The organism is Pseudomonas sp. LBUM1668 (assembly GCF_059695715.1).
Map to the genome: position 1 here is coordinate 446,889 of NZ_CP166787.1, position 16,430 is coordinate 463,318.

At 62.3% G+C, this 16,430-nt stretch carries 17 protein-coding genes; all 17 read right to left on the bottom strand.

Annotated elements, in window-relative coordinates:
* Window positions 1-11 precede the first annotated feature (11 nt).
* Window positions 12-1,247: a beta-ketoacyl-ACP synthase gene (locus tag ACA061_RS02000; RefSeq protein WP_497300467.1), complete on the bottom strand. Its 1,236-nt coding sequence runs from the start codon at window positions 1,245-1,247 to the stop codon at window positions 12-14.
* On the bottom strand, window positions 1,247-1,975 hold the full coding sequence (gene fabG / locus ACA061_RS02005) for a 3-oxoacyl-ACP reductase FabG (protein WP_150604852.1): 729 nt from the start codon (window positions 1,973-1,975) through the stop codon (window positions 1,247-1,249). The genes ACA061_RS02000 and fabG overlap by 1 nt, the downstream gene beginning before the upstream one ends.
* A complete protein-coding gene (locus tag ACA061_RS02010; protein ID WP_497300468.1) occupies window positions 1,968-2,432 on the bottom strand; it encodes a hotdog family protein in 465 nt (154 codons plus the stop codon). The genes fabG and ACA061_RS02010 overlap by 8 nt, the downstream gene beginning before the upstream one ends.
* Window positions 2,429-3,625 carry a beta-ketoacyl-[acyl-carrier-protein] synthase family protein gene (locus ACA061_RS02015; RefSeq protein WP_210701201.1) on the bottom strand — a complete coding sequence of 399 codons (1,197 nt, stop codon included), beginning with the start codon at window positions 3,623-3,625 and terminating at the stop codon, window positions 2,429-2,431. The genes ACA061_RS02010 and ACA061_RS02015 overlap by 4 nt, the downstream gene beginning before the upstream one ends.
* Window positions 3,622-4,155 (bottom strand): hypothetical protein, encoded by a 534-nt coding sequence (locus ACA061_RS02020; RefSeq protein ID WP_224450893.1) that lies wholly within the window; start codon window positions 4,153-4,155, stop codon window positions 3,622-3,624. Before ACA061_RS02020 ends, ACA061_RS02015 begins: the two co-directional genes overlap by 4 nt.
* A gap of 56 nt (window positions 4,156-4,211) precedes the next feature.
* A complete protein-coding gene (locus tag ACA061_RS02025) occupies window positions 4,212-4,937 on the bottom strand; it encodes a class I SAM-dependent methyltransferase (RefSeq protein WP_497300469.1) in 726 nt (241 codons plus the stop codon).
* Window positions 4,934-6,181 carry an NAD(P)/FAD-dependent oxidoreductase gene (locus ACA061_RS02030; RefSeq protein ID WP_150604857.1) on the bottom strand — a complete coding sequence of 416 codons (1,248 nt, stop codon included), beginning with the start codon at window positions 6,179-6,181 and terminating at the stop codon, window positions 4,934-4,936. The genes ACA061_RS02025 and ACA061_RS02030 overlap by 4 nt, the downstream gene beginning before the upstream one ends.
* Window positions 6,168-7,331 (bottom strand): cation:proton antiporter, encoded by a 1,164-nt coding sequence (locus tag ACA061_RS02035; RefSeq protein WP_497300470.1) that lies wholly within the window; start codon window positions 7,329-7,331, stop codon window positions 6,168-6,170. The genes ACA061_RS02030 and ACA061_RS02035 overlap by 14 nt, the downstream gene beginning before the upstream one ends.
* Window positions 7,328-9,667, bottom strand: a complete 2,340-nt coding sequence (locus ACA061_RS02040) for an MMPL family transporter (protein ID WP_497300471.1) — start codon at window positions 9,665-9,667, stop codon at window positions 7,328-7,330. The genes ACA061_RS02035 and ACA061_RS02040 overlap by 4 nt, the downstream gene beginning before the upstream one ends.
* A complete protein-coding gene (locus ACA061_RS02045) occupies window positions 9,651-10,253 on the bottom strand; it encodes an outer membrane lipoprotein carrier protein LolA (protein ID WP_150617507.1) in 603 nt (200 codons plus the stop codon). Before ACA061_RS02045 ends, ACA061_RS02040 begins: the two co-directional genes overlap by 17 nt.
* The gene (locus ACA061_RS02050) at window positions 10,250-10,675 is read right to left on the bottom strand and encodes an acyl-CoA thioesterase (protein ID WP_210554305.1); all 426 of its coding nucleotides are present in this window, start codon (window positions 10,673-10,675) and stop codon (window positions 10,250-10,252) included. Before ACA061_RS02050 ends, ACA061_RS02045 begins: the two co-directional genes overlap by 4 nt.
* Entirely contained in the window at window positions 10,668-12,212 is a 1,545-nt protein-coding gene (locus ACA061_RS02055; RefSeq protein ID WP_497300472.1) for an HAL/PAL/TAL family ammonia-lyase, read from the bottom strand. The genes ACA061_RS02050 and ACA061_RS02055 overlap by 8 nt, the downstream gene beginning before the upstream one ends.
* Entirely contained in the window at window positions 12,193-13,140 is a 948-nt protein-coding gene (locus tag ACA061_RS02060; protein ID WP_210701198.1) for a lysophospholipid acyltransferase family protein, read from the bottom strand. Before ACA061_RS02060 ends, ACA061_RS02055 begins: the two co-directional genes overlap by 20 nt.
* Window positions 13,137-13,871, bottom strand: coding sequence for a glycosyltransferase family 2 protein (locus ACA061_RS02065; protein ID WP_497300473.1), 735 nt, complete (start codon window positions 13,869-13,871; stop codon window positions 13,137-13,139). Before ACA061_RS02065 ends, ACA061_RS02060 begins: the two co-directional genes overlap by 4 nt.
* A gap of 77 nt (window positions 13,872-13,948) precedes the next feature.
* Window positions 13,949-15,628 carry an ApeI family dehydratase gene (locus ACA061_RS02070; protein WP_497300474.1) on the bottom strand — a complete coding sequence of 560 codons (1,680 nt, stop codon included), beginning with the start codon at window positions 15,626-15,628 and terminating at the stop codon, window positions 13,949-13,951.
* Window positions 15,625-16,170 (bottom strand): COG4648 family protein, encoded by a 546-nt coding sequence (locus tag ACA061_RS02075; RefSeq protein ID WP_497300475.1) that lies wholly within the window; start codon window positions 16,168-16,170, stop codon window positions 15,625-15,627. The genes ACA061_RS02070 and ACA061_RS02075 overlap by 4 nt, the downstream gene beginning before the upstream one ends.
* Window positions 16,167-16,421, bottom strand: coding sequence for an acyl carrier protein (locus tag ACA061_RS02080; RefSeq protein WP_150604867.1), 255 nt, complete (start codon window positions 16,419-16,421; stop codon window positions 16,167-16,169). Before ACA061_RS02080 ends, ACA061_RS02075 begins: the two co-directional genes overlap by 4 nt.
* Window positions 16,422-16,430 lie beyond the last annotated feature (9 nt).

A 16,430-nucleotide genomic window follows, 5' to 3' on the forward strand; every position in this document is an offset into this window, starting at 1 on the left:
CTTGACCTGGATTAATTCGGTTGCGGCCAGCGGCGGAAAATCAACGAGGTGTTGACGCCACCAAAAGCGAAATTGTTGTTCATCACGTATTCGTTGCTCATCTGGCGGAATTCGCCGCGCAGGTAGTCGAGCTTGCCGCAGTGCGGATCGACTTCATCGAGGTTGAACGTGTGCACGTACAGGTCGCGGTTGAGCATTTCGATGCTGAACCACGACTCCAGCGCGCCGCAGGCCCCGAGCGTATGGCCGAGGAAACTCTTCTGCGAGCTGATCGGCATGCGTTCACCGAACAGGCTGCTGGTCGCCAGTGTTTCGGCAATGTCGCCCTGTTCTGTAGCGGTACCGTGGCCATTGACGTAACCGATTGCATCCGGCGTGATCCCGGCGTCTTCGAGCGCCAGTTCCATCGCGCGGCGCATGGTGGTTTGTTCGGGGCGGGTGGTGTGCTGGCCGTCGGCGTTGCTGCCGAAACCAACGAGCTCGGCGTGGATATGTGCACCGCGGGCGAGGGCGTGTTCCAGCTCTTCGAGCACCAGCATGCCACCACCTTCACCGATCACCAGACCATCGCGGCCCTTGTCGTACGGGCGTGGGCTGGTCTGTGGCGCGTCGTTTTTCAGGCTGGTGGCGTAGAGCGCGTCGAACACCATCGCTTCGGTCGGGCAGAGTTCTTCGGCGCCGCCAGCGAGCATCAACGGCAGGCGTCCGAACTTGATTGCCTCGTAGGCATAACCGATGCCCTGACTGCCGCTGGTGCAGGCACTGGACGTCGGAATCAAACGCCCGGTGAGGCCGAAGAAGATGCTGATATTCGCCGCTGTGGTGTGCGGCATCATCCGCACGTAGGAATTGGCGTTCAGACCCTCGGCTACCGAGTTGAGCAGCATGTTGCCGAACGCCTTGATCTCGTCGGTGCTGCCGGTGGACGACCCGCAGGCCACGCCCATGCGCCCATCCTTGATCGACGGATCGCCGAGCAGGCCAGCGTCGGCCAGGGCTTTTTCCGCCGCGCCGACAGCTAGCCTTGAAACCCGGCCCATACTGCGCAACTGTTTGCGGGTCCAGTGCGCCGGGACGAAGAAATCATCGATTGGGCCGGCGAGACGCGTGTTCAGCTCGCTGAAGCGATCCCACTCGTCCATTCGGCGGATTCCGCTGCGATTGGCTGCGAAGTTGCCGGCGATGGTTTGCCAGTCGCTACCCAGCGAGGTGATGCCGGCCATGCCGGTGACGACGACGCGCTTCATCAGCACAAGCCTCCGTTGACCGCCAGGACCTGGCGGGTGATGTACGAGGCTTCCGCCGACATCAGGAAATTCACCGCACTGGCCACCTCTTCAGGGGTGCCCATGCGTTGTGCGGGGATCATTTTCATCAGTTCTTCCACCGGCACGTTTTCGTCGAGCATCGCTGTGTCGATCAGGCCCGGCGCGACGCAGTTAACGGTGATTTTGCGCTTGCCCAGTTCAATCGCCAATGCTTTCGCAGCACCAATCACGCCAGCCTTGGAGGCGCTGTAGTTGACCTGGCCACGGTTGCCGATCAGCCCGGAGACGGAGGTGATGCAAACAATGCGACCGGCGGCGCGGCGGCGGATCATCGGCATCATCACCGGGTGCAGGACGTTGTAGAAACCGTCGAGGTTGGTACGCAGCACCACGTCCCAATCGTCGTCGCTCAGGGCTGGGAAGGCGCCGTCGCGGGTCAGCCCGGCGTTGAGCACCACTCCGTAATAGGCGCCGTGGGTTTCGACGTCGGCTTCGAGAATGGTTTTGCAGGTTTCACGGTCGGCGACGTCGAATTGCAGGATGCGCGCGTTGCGGCCCAGCGCTTCAATCTCAGCTTGCACTGCCTGGGCTTCGGCGACGCCGCTGCGGCAATGCAGGACGATGTCGTGCCCGGCCTGCGCCAGACGCAAGGCAATGGCGCGGCCGATACCACGGCTGGAGCCGGTGACCAGTACGGATTCAGTCATCGCTCGACTCCTGTGTCTGTTGCAGATATTGGGACGGTTGCGGCGGGCGGAACACGTTCAGTCGAGCGCTGGCCTGGATGCCGGGCGCAGTGATGTGGCATTCGAACACGCCCATGCCGTTGTCATCTTCCAGCGAGCGGATGCCATGGACGGTCAACTCGCTGCCGGCCGGAAACGTTTCGACGTTGCACTCGAACTTGCGTGTGCCGAGCAGGAAACCCAGTTCCACCGGATTGCCTTTGCGCCGGGCATGACAACCGGCGAACGCGGCGACGCTTTGTGCCATCAGCTCGACGCCGACCCATGCCGGCAGGCTGCCGTCGGGCAGGTTGAACAGGCCGTCAGGCTTGACCGTGAGGCAGGTGTAAATCTGTTCATCGTCGAAACGCGTGATCTTGTCGATCAGGATCATGTCGCCTGCGTGAGGCAGCAGTTCGGCGAGCGGCCAGTCAGTCATGGGGCGTCTCCGATAATCAGGCTGACGTTGTTGCCCCCGAAGGCAAACGAGTTGCTCATCAGGTAGCGGGGTGCAATGGACGTCAGGGGTTCACTTGCGGTCACCCATTTGAGCGCTGGCAAGTCGGGATCGGGGTGGCCATCCCAGACGTGCGGCGGTAGCGCGTGGCCTGGGTTGTCAGCGCTCAGGCTCAGCCAGCAGAACGCCGCTTCCAGCGCGCCGGCAGCACCGAGCGTATGACCGGTCATCGGTTTGGTCGACGAGCATGCAACGCCGTCGGGGAACAGCGTGGCGACCGCCAGGCTTTCCATGGCGTCGTTGTGTTGGGTCGCGGTGCCGTGCAGGTTCAGATAGTTGATTTGCCCGGGCTGCAATTGCGCGCGACTCAGGGCTTTTTGCATCGCTTGCAGCGCACCGCGCCCGCTCGGTTCCGGCGCCGAGATATGGTGCGCGTCGGAACTGGCGCCAGCGCCGAGCAGGGCGATGGCCGGACCATCCCCGCGTTGCTTGCTCATCACGAACAGCACCGCGGCTTCGCCGATGTTGATGCCGTTGCGGTTGGCCGAGAACGGATTGCAGCGCTCATCGGACACCGCTTCCAGCGACGAAAAACCGTTGAGGGTCAGCTTGCACAGGCTGTCGACGCCACCGCACAGCACCGCATCGCAGAGGCCCAGATCGAGCAGGCGCTGCGCGCTCATCAGCGCACGTGCGCTGGAGGTGCACGCGGTGGAAATAACGTAGGCCGGGCCGCTCAGTTGCAGCCAGTCGGCAAGAAAATTCGCCGGGGCGCCGAGCTCCTGTTGCCGATAGTCGTACTCGACCGGGAATTGTTGTTCTTGAAGGAAATGCGCCAGACCCCGACTGGCTTCGTCGATGCCCGAGGTACTGGTGCCTAGCACCACGCCGATGCGCTCGCGGCCGTAAGTCTCAATGGCCCGGTCGATGTCGTCGCGGATCTGCAACGCAGCTTCCAGCAAAAGCTGATTGTTGCGGCTGCGCTGGTCGGCCAACTCCGGCGGAATCGCTGCCAGCTCACCGTGCACGGCGGCCACTGGCAACTCACGCTCCGGCACCCAGCCGGATTCGCGACGCATGCCGGAGCAGTCGCCAGCGAACAGGTTGTGCGCGACTTGTTGCTTGTCTCGACCCAGCGCGCAAATCACGCCGAGGGCATTCAAGTAGGCAGTCATGGCGTCGGTTCACCGAGTGGGGAAACGCGGTAGTGCGGGCCTTGAGGCAGTTTCAATTCGAAGCTCAACGGTTGTGAATAGCGGATGTCCCAGCGCGCTGGCAGGGAGCGTTGCTCGCCCTGTTGCTGCGCGGCGGGGTAGTTGCGCAGCAATTCGCCGGACGGGGTCAGGGCGAACAGCAGGGCGGCGAACAACTCCCGGGCTTCCGGGTTTGGCGGCAGCAAGCCATCGGCCTGCCAGCGCCCGTCGATCAGTTGCTGACGGGCCTGGGGAATGCCCAGCGGGTCCATCATCGACCAGCGGATGCCGGGGCCTTCACGCTGGATCACCAGCAGCCAGTCCTGGCGTTGTTCGGCTTGCTGGCGTTCGATGTGCAGTTGCAATGGCAGGGGCAGCGTCGGGTTGCCAGCCGGCAGCGGTGCCTGAGTGGCGCAACCACTGAGCAGCGCAAATATCCCCCATACCAGCCACACCACAAACCTTGTAGGAGTGAGCCTGCTCGCGATCGCGGTTGCACATTCAAAAAACATGTTGGCTGATCCACCGCTATCGCGAGCAGGCTCACTCCTACAAGTTGTGTGTCGCATCACAAGGCACCCGCAAGTGGTTTGCGCGCAACCACGTTCACCAGCGTCTCTTCCCGCTGCCCGAATGGTTTGGGCTTGCGCAATCCAAAGCGCTCCAGCAAGCCGAAATCCTTCGAGCGGCTCCACCACAAATACGGGTACGAAACATTGCGCTCGGAAAACTCGAAACCCTGCTCGCGAATCATCCCCAGATACTGCGCGGCGCTTTTCTGCACGTGCATTGGATGGCGGAAAAGCCAGCGAATCACCCAGGTATCGATGTAAGCCTCGGTCGATTCGGCAAACAGCAGATAACCGCCAGGCTTGAGCACCCGATAAAACTCGGCCAAGGCCTTTTCCTGCTCGACCAGATGATGAAAGGTCTGGTGGCAGAACAGCAGATCGACACTGGCGTCCGGCACGTTGAGCGTTGCGCAATCGCTGCCGATCAGCTCGACTTCTAGTCCCTGACGCGCCGCTTCTGCGGCGCTCAATTCAAGGCTGTGCGGATCGGCATCGATGCCGATCAAACGCTGTGGTGCAAAGGTCTGGCGCAAATGGCCGAACGACTTGCCCTGTCCGCAACCGGCATCGAGCAGCACCGGGTTTGCCGGCAGTGCTTCGCTGAACAAACCACGCAGATCGTTGATTGCCACGCGCAACACGTGATGCTGCCAGGTGTGGCTGCGCAGGAACCAGAAACCGAAGCGGGTTTCCTCGACGTAGCTGTCGCTCAGGTAATTCATGGGGCGTCCTTTGCACAAAGTTCGGAAATCATCTTCAACCGGCGCCGAGCTTCGCTGACGAACGGGTTGCGTTCATCCCAGGCATAACCGGCGAGGATCGAGCAGATCATCCGGCGAATGTCTGCCTGACTGTCTTCATAGAAAATCACGTCCTGGAAGGTCCCGGCATACCAGCCCTCGACATAGCAGCGGAAGGTGTCGACGCCGCGCTTCAGCGGCTGGGCAAACTCGCTTTGCCAATCGACCGTTTCGCCCTGCAACTGACGATGCAGCACAGCCGCGGCCATGCTCGCCGAACGCATGGCGATGGTTACGCCGGAGGAGAACACCGGATCGAGAAATTCCGCCGCGTTGCCGAGTAACGCAAAGCCCGGACCGTGCAGGGTTTTGACGTTGGCTGCGTAACCGCCGAGGGTGCGCGCCGGGGTATCCCACACGGCGTTGTTGAGCACGCCGGCCAGACTTGGCGTTTCAGCGATGAAACCGCGCAGACAGGCGTCAAGATCGGTATCGCGACCTTCGAAGTGTTCGGCAGCGGCGACCACGCCCACCGAGCAGCGACCGTTGCTGAACGGGATGGTCCAGAACCAGATATCGCGATGCTGCGGGTGCGTGGTGACGAGGATTTTTTCGCGGTCGAACGCCGGGTTGTCGATGTGATCTTCGACGTGAGTGAACACTGCCTGACGCACCGGGAAATTCGACGGCGCCTCCAGATCCAGCAAGCGTGAAAGCACGCGACCGTAACCGCTGGCATCGAGCACGAAATCCGCTTCGACGCGGTATTCGCTGCCGTCTTCGCGGCGCACATCCAGCTGCGGTTTTGCCCGGTCGAAATCGACGCTGACGATGGCATCGCCATAGCGAATCTCGGCGCCTTGCAGCGCGGCTTGATCGGCCAGCAGTTTGTCGAAATCGGCACGCTGCACCTGGAACGTGGTCGGCTTGCCGTTGGTGAAGGTGTCGCCAAAATCAAACGCGCTGTAGCGCTCGCCCCAGGCAAACGCAGCGCCGGTCTTGCGCTGGAATCCGGCGGCGTTGACGGCGTCGAGCATGCCGGCTTCTTCGACGAAATCCAGGCAATGGCTGAGCAGGCTTTCGCCGATGGAAAACCTTGGGAAGTGCTGACGCTCGATCACCAGCACGTCGTGGCCCTTGCGCTTGAGCAGGGCGGCGGCGATGGCGCCTGAGGGACCTGCGCCGATGATCACGACCTGACGGGATTCCATTTCAACGATTGGCACGTGAGCTCCGGGGCAAAGGGTGGTTCAAATTCAGGGGGGCGCGATGCAGGCCGATCAGGGCTGGCAGCAACGTCGCGATCAGGCCCATCAGCATCAGCGCGAAGTACAGCGCCGGCGTGATGAGTTGTTGTTGCAATAACAGGTTGAGAAAGACGATTTCGCTCAGGCCACGAATGTTCAGCAGCACGCTTTCACGCCAGCGACTGGCGCCCTCGAACGAGGCACCCGCCCAGCCGAGGCCAAGCCAGTTGCCGAGCAGTTTACTGGCAATCGGCACCAGCAGCAGCGCTGCCCATTGCAGCGCGCCAAGGCTGGCGAGGGCGCTGTGGACGTCGATTTGCACAATGCCGAACGTGAGGATCAACGGGATCGCGATCCACGTCTGCAAACGGCTCATCCAGCGCGCCGGCAACGGCAGCACCAGCGGTATTTTTAGCGTGGCCATGCACAACAGGTAACCGATGCCGAAAATCAGCGCATTGAGTTTGTAGTGCTCGGCCAGCACCAATAACGCGAAGAATCCAAGGCTGTAAGTCAGCGGCCGCTGCACACCGAACAGACGCAGCAGCAAGGGAACGCACGCCAACCCCAGCGGCAGCAACAGACTGCTCAGGTGCAAACTGCCTTGGGCGAGGCCGAACAGAGTCCAGCAAGTCAGGTCGATCAGGATCGCGGTTTGCACCAGCCGCCGCGTGGCGGCGGGCGGGTAATCGATGTGGCGCAGATACAGATACAGCACCGGAATGGCGGTGATGGCGAACACCAGACCGATGGCCAATGAGTTGAGCCACGGTTGCGCCGGCAGCAGCCAATAGGCGGTCGCGAGACCACAGGCGAAGGGTACGGCGAAACTCGGTACGGCAATTTTCACGCTCTGGCGGTCCAGACGCAGGTCGATCACATCGCTGAGGATGTGCCCGAGCAACAGTGCAAAACTCAGGCTGTAGAGGTCTTTCAGCCACGTCGGCGCAATCAGTTCGGCGCCGCTGAGCTGCCAGCCCGGTTCGATCCAGAAATACATCAGCAGCGGCAAACCGAAACTCGCCAACAGCAGCTGGCTGACAATCGGGATCAGGCCAAAGTGGCGACCGACGCGGGTCGCGACAAAGAACAAGGCCATGGCCAGCAGCCAGAATCCGACGATCATCATGCTGCCGGCTCCGCGACTGTTGCGGTGTGAGGGTGACGACCGGCCCACGGTGCAAGCATGAAGCTGAAGGCCAGACCAAGGCTGACCGACAAACCGAAATTGCTCACTGCCGGCGTGCTCGACACTGCCAGCAAACCGAATGACAGCCACGTCGTCACGGCCGCCAGCAACGTGCCCAGCAGGCTGACTGCCGCACCGCCGACTTGCTCACGCATGAGAATCGCGTAATCGACGCTGATCGCTGTCACCAGCAGCAGGCCGAACAGGCTGAACAGTGTCAGCGGCTGTCCGAGCCAACCGAGGCTGGCCAGGCTGCACAGCGCTGCCAGCAACGGCAGCGTGACGATGCGCACGGCGCCGCCGAGACCAAACGGCAGGATCAACACCAGCACGATCAACACGCAGGAAGCGAGTTTCAGTTCCGCCGCGCTGATCTGCGTGGCGGCGAAAACACTGTTCAATTCACCGAGGCGATCCACCAGCACTACCCCCGGCAGATCCAGCGCCTGCACCCGCAGCAGCGAAGGATTGTTCAGGCCTTGCAGACTGGTGATCGCCGCCACGCCCTCTTCGGTCGGGCCGAGCCACAGTGTGCGGTAGGGCTCGCCGAGCGGACCGGCCAGCGCGGCGTCGATGTCCTCAAGAGGTAATGTTTGCAACTGCTGCAACTCGGTTTGCAGGGCCGTCACTGGCACGCCGAGATCGAGCAGTGGCTGCCAGAACTGTGGAAGTTTGTTCAGCGCTTCGCGCACTTGCTGTTGCTGACTCGGTGGGCTGACCAGTTGATCAAGCGCCAGATACCCTTGCAGCTTGTCGAGGTTGACCAGTTGCTGCAAACGTTCGCTCAGTGCCGCTTGGCGTTCCAGCAGTTCTTGCTGATTGGCTGCGCGCACCAGGAAGAACTGGCTGGTCGGCTGATACCCGGTAATGCGCGCGATGGTCTGCGCTTCGTCGGTCAGTTGCTGCGGCGCGCCGACCCATTGGCGGATGTCGTTTTTGCTTTGCAGTTGCACGAGACCGCCCACACAGAAGGCGATCAACAGCGCCAGCAACACCGGCGTGCGCACGTATTCGAGCAATTTTTCCCGCAGGGTCACCAGCCGTTGGGCCAGATGCAGTGGCCACTGCGCCGGGCGCAGTTCGACATTCTTCAACAGCGCCGGCAGCAGACACACCGCCGACAGATAGGCGCCGAGCAACCCGGCAGCGGAGAACACGGCGATTTGCGTCAGCGCCGGGAAGGGCGTCCACGCCAGCGCCAGATAACCGATGGCACTGGTGATCAGACTCAGCGTCAGCCCGGGCAGGGTCAGGCGCAAGGCTGGCCAACTGCGCCACGGTTTCAGGCTCCAGCTCTTCGACAGATAGTGCAGCGGGTAATCCACCGCCACGCCGATCAGGCTGGAACCGAGCACCAAGGTCATCACGTGCATATGGCCGAACAGCGCCACACACGCCACGGCACCGAATAACATACCGACCAGCACCGGCACAAACGCCAGCAACACGCGCCAGCGCCGGAACGCCAGCAGCAATAACAGCAGAATCCCGACTGTGGCGCCGCCGCCCACCCAGGTCATCTCGCGAGTGGCCTGTTGCTGACCGCTGGCGGCGTACAGCAGACCGCTGGCGGCCAGAAGCTGCACGTCGGATTTCGCTGCCTGATCACGACCGCGCTGGAGCAGTTCGGCCACTTGCAGCGGCAGGTTCATGTCGAATGCATTGCCGGTGGTGCGTGCGCGCAACAGCACCCAGCTCTTGCCGTCGGCATCGGCGACCAATGCACCGCTGCCGATGTCCAGTTGCACCGCACCGTGTTGCGGCTGGCTGTTCTGAATGCGCGTGGTCAGGCCCAGCCAGTCTTCCTGGCTCGGCACCAGACTGAAACCGCTGAACGGGTCGAACAGTGCCTGTACCCGTTGCTGAATGAAGGCGTCGGGATGTTCGCTCAGCAATTGCCGGTCGTCCGCCGAGAGCATCGCCAGTCGCCCTTGCAGCAATTGCGTGCGCAGGGCCGGCAAGTCCGCTTGCAGGTTCCACTGCACTTTTTCGAACAGGCCGCTGGCTTGCCATTGTTCGCCCAGCGTCTGCGCCATGGCCACTGCTTGCTGGCGATCAGTGTGGCCGACCAGCACCAGCATTTCGCGGTTGAGCGGTTCCTGCATGCGTTGTTCGGCGCGCAGTTCGAGGGCGTCCGGATCGGTGCCCGGCACCAGTTCCATCAGGTTGGCGGACAACGGCGCACCGTCGCGCCACTGCCAGCCGGCCAGCGCGACAACCGCCAGCAGCAGAATCAGGAACAGCCAGGGCAGCTTGCGTTCACTCGGCAAAGTCATGTTGCTCCGCATCGCTCAACGGTTGGCCGGCGCTGCTGTCCTGCATGCGCAGCACGGTGCTGTCGCCCTGGGTTTCCAGCAGCTCGATGGTTTGCACCAGTTCGCCGCCGTCGATGTTGATCTGGTTGAACACTTGCTTGAGCAGCAGCGAACGTGGAGTCAGGGTGAGTTTCCACTGTTGCGCGTCGCCACTGAGCGCCAGCTCGAAATCCCGTTGCAAGCCACTGCTGTCACCTTGCAGCACGGCGAGGAACAAGCGGTTCTGCTCGGCCCCGGCGCTCTTGTTCGGAAGCAACTGCCAGCCGTTGCCGTCACGCCGGGCAATGCCTTTGGCGCTGATGCGGTAATCCTGCTGCAGCGGGGTTTTCAATAGCCAGAGCAGGCCATGGTTTTTTGCGAGGACGAAACTGCCCTTGCTGATCAGCGGCTGGGGCAGCGCGCGCAGGTGTTTTTCCTGGATGAACTGGCCGTGGATCACGTCCGGTTTCGCCAGTTGCTGGCTGAGTTGTTGCAGGTCGAAAGCGTTGGCCAGTGACGACACGGCCAGCAGCGCCAGCGCGCCAAGGCTTCTAAAAAACAGGTTCATCGCAGCATCCTTTCCACGGCATCAGTGAAGACTTTTGGTGACGCCAGTTGCATCTCGCGGCTGCTCACTTCGACTGCCACTTGCACGGAGCTTGCGCGAGTCAGGCGTTCGCCGCTTTGCAGGTCGGTGATCAGATAGTTGATCTTCAGACGGTTTTCCCACTCGACCAGGCTGGCGCGCACGTTCAACTTCTGGCCGAACACCGCTCCACGCACGTAGCGCAGTTGCAGATCGATGATCGGCCAGGCGTAACCGGACTCGACCATGTGCGTGTAGTTGTGGCCGATCTTGTCGAGCAACGCACAGCGCGCTATTTCAAGGTATTTGACGTAATGGCCGTGCCAGACCACGTGCATGGTGTCGACGTCGAAGAACGGGACGAGGATTTCCGTATCGGCATGCAGTACTCCGGCGCTACGCATGCAGCCTCCAGTGTTGCGCGGCGATGCGTTGCAGGCACAGGCGCAGTTCGCCTTCCAGTGCGCGGTCTTCGATGACCGGCGGGAAGTCCTTGGCGAGTTCTTCGTGCATGGCGGCCAGCGCAGGCGGCAGCGCTCGGGCGTCTTCGACCTGAGCGCGCAGCCACACGCCCTGGTTCGCGGCGAGGAGTGTGGCGGCGGCGACCTGTTCGGTCAGCTCCAGCACGCGGATCGCATCACGGGCGGCGATGGTGCCCATGCTCACCTTGTCCTGGTTGTGGCACTCGGTAGAGCGCGAGAAGACACTGGCTGGCATGGTGTTTTTCAAGGCTTCGGCGGTCCAGGCGCTGGTGCCGATCTGCACAGCCTTGAAGCCGTGGTTGAGCATCGCCCGATCCGCCGTGGCGCCGGACAGATTGCTCGGCAAACCGTGGTTGTAACGTTCATCGACCAGCAGCGCGAGTTGACGGTCGAGCAGGTCGGCGACGTTGGCCACGAGGTTTTTCAGGCTGTCCATGGCGAACGCGATGTGCCCGCCGTAGAAGTGCCCGCCGTGCAGCACACGCTCGGCTTCGGCGTCGATGATCGGGTTGTCGTTGGCGCTGTTGAGTTCGATCTCGATAAACGAACGCAGCCAGTTCAGGCTGTCGGCCAATACGCCGAGGACATGCGGGGCGCAGCGCAGCGAGTAGCGATCCTGCAAACGGTGCAGCGGCGCGGTCGGCGCGTCGATTGCCAGATCCTTGCGCAGCCATGCGGCCACTTGCATCTGCCCCGGATGCGGCTTGGCGGCGAACAGGCGTTCGTCGAAATGCTCCGGATTGCCTTGCAGCGCCACGACGTTCAGCGCGGTGATCCGCGCGGCCAGTTGCAATAGATAGTCGGCGCGGGCGTAGGCGAGGCAGGCGAGGCCGGTCATCACGGCAGTGCCGTTCATCAGTGCCAGCGCTTCTTTGGGGCGCAGCACCAACGGCGTCCAGCCGAGTTCACGATGGATGTCGGCCGCTTGACGGCGCTCGCCACGGAACATCACTTCACGCTCACCAGACAGGGTTGCGGCAACGTAGGACAGCGGCGTCAGATCGCCGCTGGCGCCAACCGAGCCTTCTTCGGGAATCAGCGGCAGGATGTCGTGTTCGAGAAAAGCGTGCAGCCGCTCGAGCAGTTCAATCCGCACCCCGGACACACCGTGGCACAGCGACTGCAAACGCGCTGCCAGAACTGCGCGAGTGGCCTGGGCGTCGAGCAGTTTGCCCAACCCGCAACCGTGGAAAGTGTAGAGATGACGCGGCAGCGCCTCGACGTGATGCAGCGGCACCGCGACCACGCAGGAATCACCGTAACCGGTGGTCACGCCGTAGATCACGCCTTCCTTGTCCAGCAGCGAATCGAGAAACCGTGCGCCCTTGGCGATGCGTTCGCGGTAATCGGCGTCGCTCTGCAACTGCACGGGCGCCTGACGGTTGGCCAGGGCCAGCACGTCTTCGATGCGCAAAGGGCGTTCGCCGAAGGTTACCGGCTCATGAGTTGGCGTCGTCATCGGTCTTCCAGAAAGGGTAAAAGTTGAACCATTGCTGCGGGGCTTCAAGGCAATAGTGACTCAGGCGCTGCGCGTAGCGGGTTGCCCACTGATGAATGACCTGTTCGCGCTCGCTGCGCTTCCACACTACGGCGTCGGCGAACGGTTCGAGGGTCAGGCGATAATGGCCGTCGGGTTGCTTGAGGCACATCAGCAGATTGACCGGGCACTTGAGTAGGCCGGCCAGCAACCAAGGGCCTTGCGGGAATGGCGCCGGATGGCCGAGGAAATCCACGGTCACGCTGCGCCCGCCGTGCAGCGGCACACGGTCGCCGGCAATCGCCAGCCACTCGCCGCGCTCCAGGCGTTCGTGCAGTTGCAGCATGATCACCGGGTCGAGTTCGCTGACCTGAATCAGGCGCAGATTGGTCGCCCCGGCTTCACCCAGCAAGCGGTTGAATTGCTCGGCGTGCTTGGTGTGCACCAGCACATTCATGGTGACCTTTTCGCCGATTTCCGCCAGCGCCCGGCACACTTCGAGATTGCCCAGGTGTGCGCCGACCAGCAGTTGCCCGCGACTGCCGCGCAGTTGAGTGCGCAGCAGCGCCGGGTCGATGATTTCGATTTGCTCGATGCGCAGCTTGCCGTTCCACACGTCGAGCTTGTCGAGTAGCGAATCGGCGAACGCCATGAACTGACCGAATACTCGCCAATGACTTGGGCGCAAGTCTTCGCGTTGGCTCCAGTCGGCCAGGCGTTGCTGATACTGCCAGGCGCTGTTGCGTGCCGTGCGGCCGAACAGGAAAAAGTACAGGACGATGCCGTACAACAACGGGCTCAGCAGGCGGCGACCAAGTACCTTGGCGGCGAGCGCGGTGAATTTCATTAGCAGGAAACTGCCGCGCTCCTCGCGGTCGGCCCAGTGCTTTTTATCGGTCTCGACGGTCATGTCCGCCACCGTCGCCAGAGGATTATCGGAAAGCGCAGCAACATGCCGAAGAACAGCCGCGTGTGCATGCTCGAAATCAGCGCGTTGTCATGGAACAGCCGGAAGTGCGAGACGCCATCCAGCGGGTAATGCACGCTGGTTTGCAGCCAGCGCATCGGTTGATTGCGCCACGCCAGACGCACCAGAATGTCCGAGTCGAAATCCATGCGTTTGCCGACCTTGGCCGAGTCGATCACCGCCAGCGTCGGTGCCAGTGGATAGACGCGAAAGCCGCACATCGAATCGCGAATCTGCAATGACAGTGTGTTGACCCAGACCATCACGTGAGTCAGGTAGCGCGCGTACAAACGGCCCTTGGGCACGCTGTCGTCGAACAGCGGATAACCGCAGATCAATGCTTGCGGATGTGCGCGGGATTCCTCAACGAAGCGGGCAACGTCGTGCAGATCGTGCTGGCCGTCGGCATCTACCTGCAACGCATGGCTGAAGCCCAGGCGCGAGGCTTCGCGCAGGCCGGTCATCACCGCGCCGCCCTTGCCTTGATTGATGGTGAGCCGCACCAGATGCACGTTGTCGCGCTCGGCCAGCCCGTCCAGCACCCGCGCGCAGGACTGCGTGCTGGCGTCGTCCACCAGCAGGCACGGCAGACCTTGGGCGAGCAGGGCATCGACCACGGTGGTGATCGCGGTTTCGTGGTTGTAGACCGGGATCACGGCGCAGGGGTTATGCATACCGCTTCTCCACTGGAAAACTGCGATCCCTGCAGGAGTGAGCCTGCTCGCGATTGAGTGCGCAGCACTCACCAAGGTCAATCATGCTCTACACCCAAAAGAATCCGGCCACTGGAGCAGGTCGCCGTGTCATTGCGGTAGGCAAAATACAATTTGCCGCGCTCGGGATCGAAGCGCAGGTGCAGCTGGATTTCATCGCCGGGGCGCACCAGTTGCTGGAATTTCAGCACTTCCATGCCAGCGAAGGCACCGCGCAGGTTCAGCAGTTGGCGACCGAGGTTCAGCGCCCATTCCACCTGCACCACGCCAGGCAACACGGGTGCTTTGGGGAAGTGGCCGCTGAAGTACGCCAGATCTGGCGGTACGCTCAGTTGCAGGCTCCATTCGCCGTCTGTTTCGGTCTGCTCCAGCACTTCGGGAGCTTTCGGTCGAGGGCCGAGCAGCAGCGCCTCGATATCCGCCTGCGGCAGTTTGCCCTGGCTGTTGAGCGGCATTTGTCGCAGCAATCGCCAGCGACGTGGCAGGGCCAGGGCTTCGCAGTGCTCTTTCAAGTGCTGGCGCAGGGCTTCGGTCAGGCTACGTCGACCGTGTTCGCGCAGAGCAAACAGGCCGGACTCGCTGAGCACCAGCAAGGCGCCGAGGGATGCACGATTTTCCTGAACCACGCCCAAGCGCGCTTCGGCAACCCAGTCGTGGGCGACCAAGGCTTGCTCAAGCATCGGCAAGGAAATGCGTTTTTCTTCGAGTTTGACGATTCGGTCCAGTCGACCCAGCAGTTCGAAACGGCCATCGGCGGCAATGCGTGCTGCATCGGCGGTGTGTTCAACGTGCCCGGCAGGCAGGTACGGTGAGGCGATCAGCAGTGCACCGTCGTTGTCCTGACTCAATTCGACACCAGCGAACGGCTGCCACAGTTGCTCGCCCTGACGCCAGGCGATGCCGCCAGTTTCCGAGCTGCCGAGGATTTCCGTCGGCCACTGTTGCAGGCGTTGATGCAAGCTCTGCGTGGCTTCGGCCGGCAGTGCGCCGCCCGAAGAAAACACTCTGCGCACAGCGCTCAGGGCCGGCCAGTCGAGGTTGTCGCCCATGCGCTTGAGCAGCGCCGGGCTGGCAACCCAGGCGAAGGCCGGATGCTCGCGGCTGGCGCGCTGCAAATCCTCGGGGAAGGGCAGTTGCTTGCGCACGAACGTTCGCCCGGCGCACAGCGGCCACAACACGCGAAACAGCAAGCCGTAAATGTGTTGGGTGGCGACGCTGCCGATGACGCACGCCTCAGCGAGATCCGCGCCCCACAGCTGCTCGAGTGCTTCGACTTCATTGGCCAGTTGGCGCAGAGTCTTGTCGATACGCTTCGGTTCACCGCTGGAGCCGGAAGTGCACAGGCTCAAGCGGCACTGATCCAGATCCAGCTCGGCGCCGGGCAGTGGTGGCTGATGGAACTCGGCTAAACCACTGTCGCCGGTTTGATCGGTCAGCCACAGATCCACTTCGCCAGACCAGCGCTGGCGGGTTTGCGCTTGCAAGTCCGAGGGCAGCAATACGCTGACGCCAGCGCGCCAGGCACCGAGCAGGGCGATGGCCAGGTCGGCGGCATCTTCCAGATGTACGGCCAAACGCTGCACGCCTCGGGCTTGCAGGCCGGCAGCCACGCTCAATGCCTGTTCGCACAACTGCGCGTGATCCAATGCCGGGGCGTGGCTGATTGCCCGCGTCGGCAACGCCTTGAGCAACAGTTGCTCAAGTTTTATCCAATTCATGTAGGGCCTCTTACCCGTTGTCGTATCAGCCATTCAATGGCAAACATCAGGCCGATCAATCCGTAGGAGATCAGGCCGGTGTACAACATCCACCAACTCAGCGGCGCCCACAGGGTCAGGAGCGCGGCGCACAAACCGTTGCAGAAGAAAAAAATGCTCCAGGCCACCGTGACCTTGCGCGTGTAGGCAATTGCGTTGGCCGGCAACTGCGGTTCACGCAGCCGCGCCAGGCGTTCGACCATCGGCGGGCCGTATTTCAGGCTCAGGCTGAACAGCACCAGCATGAAGCCGCTGATCAGCACCGGATACCAGCGCAGCAACCGTGGGCTGTCGAACAGCGCCAGCAACAGGCAAAACATCATCGCCACGCAGGCCATCCACAGACTGCCGGGTTTGCGTTCGCCGGTCAGTGCTCGCGCCAGCCACAGGCTGCCCAGCAGCAGGCCGAACTGCCACGTAGCAAAGTGCTCCATGCCGAAATACACCGCAAAGGGATACAGCAGACCGGCCAGCAGCAGGCCGAGGCCGATCAATCGACTCATGCGGTCGGTTGAACCAGACGGTAGACCGCCTCGACCACGTCACCGACAGTGCGCACCGTTTTGAATTCTTCGGCGGCGATCTTCTTGCCGGTCTGGCGCTTGATGTGGTCGATCAGATCGACTGCGTCAATGCTGTCGATCTCCAGATCCTGATACAGGTTGGAGTCCAGGCTTACACGGGAGGGATCCAGTTCGAACAGCTCGACCAGGGCGTCACGCAGGGTGTTGAAAATGTCGTCACGAGTTTGCATGGTCCGGTC

Coding starts and splice junctions, on each gene's coding strand:
- ACA061_RS02000 (WP_497300467.1), bottom strand. CDS start 1,247: ATGAAGCGCGTCGTCGTCACCGGCATGGCCGGCATCACCTCGCTGGGT.
- fabG (WP_150604852.1), bottom strand. CDS start 1,975: ATGACTGAATCCGTACTGGTCACCGGCTCCAGCCGTGGTATCGGCCGC.
- ACA061_RS02010 (WP_497300468.1), bottom strand. CDS start 2,432: ATGACTGACTGGCCGCTCGCCGAACTGCTGCCTCACGCAGGCGACATG.
- ACA061_RS02015 (WP_210701201.1), bottom strand. CDS start 3,625: ATGACTGCCTACTTGAATGCCCTCGGCGTGATTTGCGCGCTGGGTCGA.
- ACA061_RS02020 (WP_224450893.1), bottom strand. CDS start 4,155: ATGTTTTTTGAATGTGCAACCGCGATCGCGAGCAGGCTCACTCCTACA.
- ACA061_RS02025 (WP_497300469.1), bottom strand. CDS start 4,937: ATGAATTACCTGAGCGACAGCTACGTCGAGGAAACCCGCTTCGGTTTC.
- ACA061_RS02035 (WP_497300470.1), bottom strand. CDS start 7,331: ATGATGATCGTCGGATTCTGGCTGCTGGCCATGGCCTTGTTCTTTGTC.
- ACA061_RS02040 (WP_497300471.1), bottom strand. CDS start 9,667: ATGACTTTGCCGAGTGAACGCAAGCTGCCCTGGCTGTTCCTGATTCTG.
- ACA061_RS02045 (WP_150617507.1), bottom strand. CDS start 10,253: ATGAACCTGTTTTTTAGAAGCCTTGGCGCGCTGGCGCTGCTGGCCGTG.
- ACA061_RS02050 (WP_210554305.1), bottom strand. CDS start 10,675: ATGCGTAGCGCCGGAGTACTGCATGCCGATACGGAAATCCTCGTCCCG.
- ACA061_RS02055 (WP_497300472.1), bottom strand. CDS start 12,212: ATGACGACGCCAACTCATGAGCCGGTAACCTTCGGCGAACGCCCTTTG.
- ACA061_RS02060 (WP_210701198.1), bottom strand. CDS start 13,140: ATGACCGTCGAGACCGATAAAAAGCACTGGGCCGACCGCGAGGAGCGC.
- ACA061_RS02065 (WP_497300473.1), bottom strand. CDS start 13,871: ATGCATAACCCCTGCGCCGTGATCCCGGTCTACAACCACGAAACCGCG.
- ACA061_RS02070 (WP_497300474.1), bottom strand. CDS start 15,628: ATGAATTGGATAAAACTTGAGCAACTGTTGCTCAAGGCGTTGCCGACG.
- ACA061_RS02075 (WP_497300475.1), bottom strand. CDS start 16,170: ATGAGTCGATTGATCGGCCTCGGCCTGCTGCTGGCCGGTCTGCTGTAT.
- ACA061_RS02080 (WP_150604867.1), bottom strand. CDS start 16,421: ATGCAAACTCGTGACGACATTTTCAACACCCTGCGTGACGCCCTGGTC.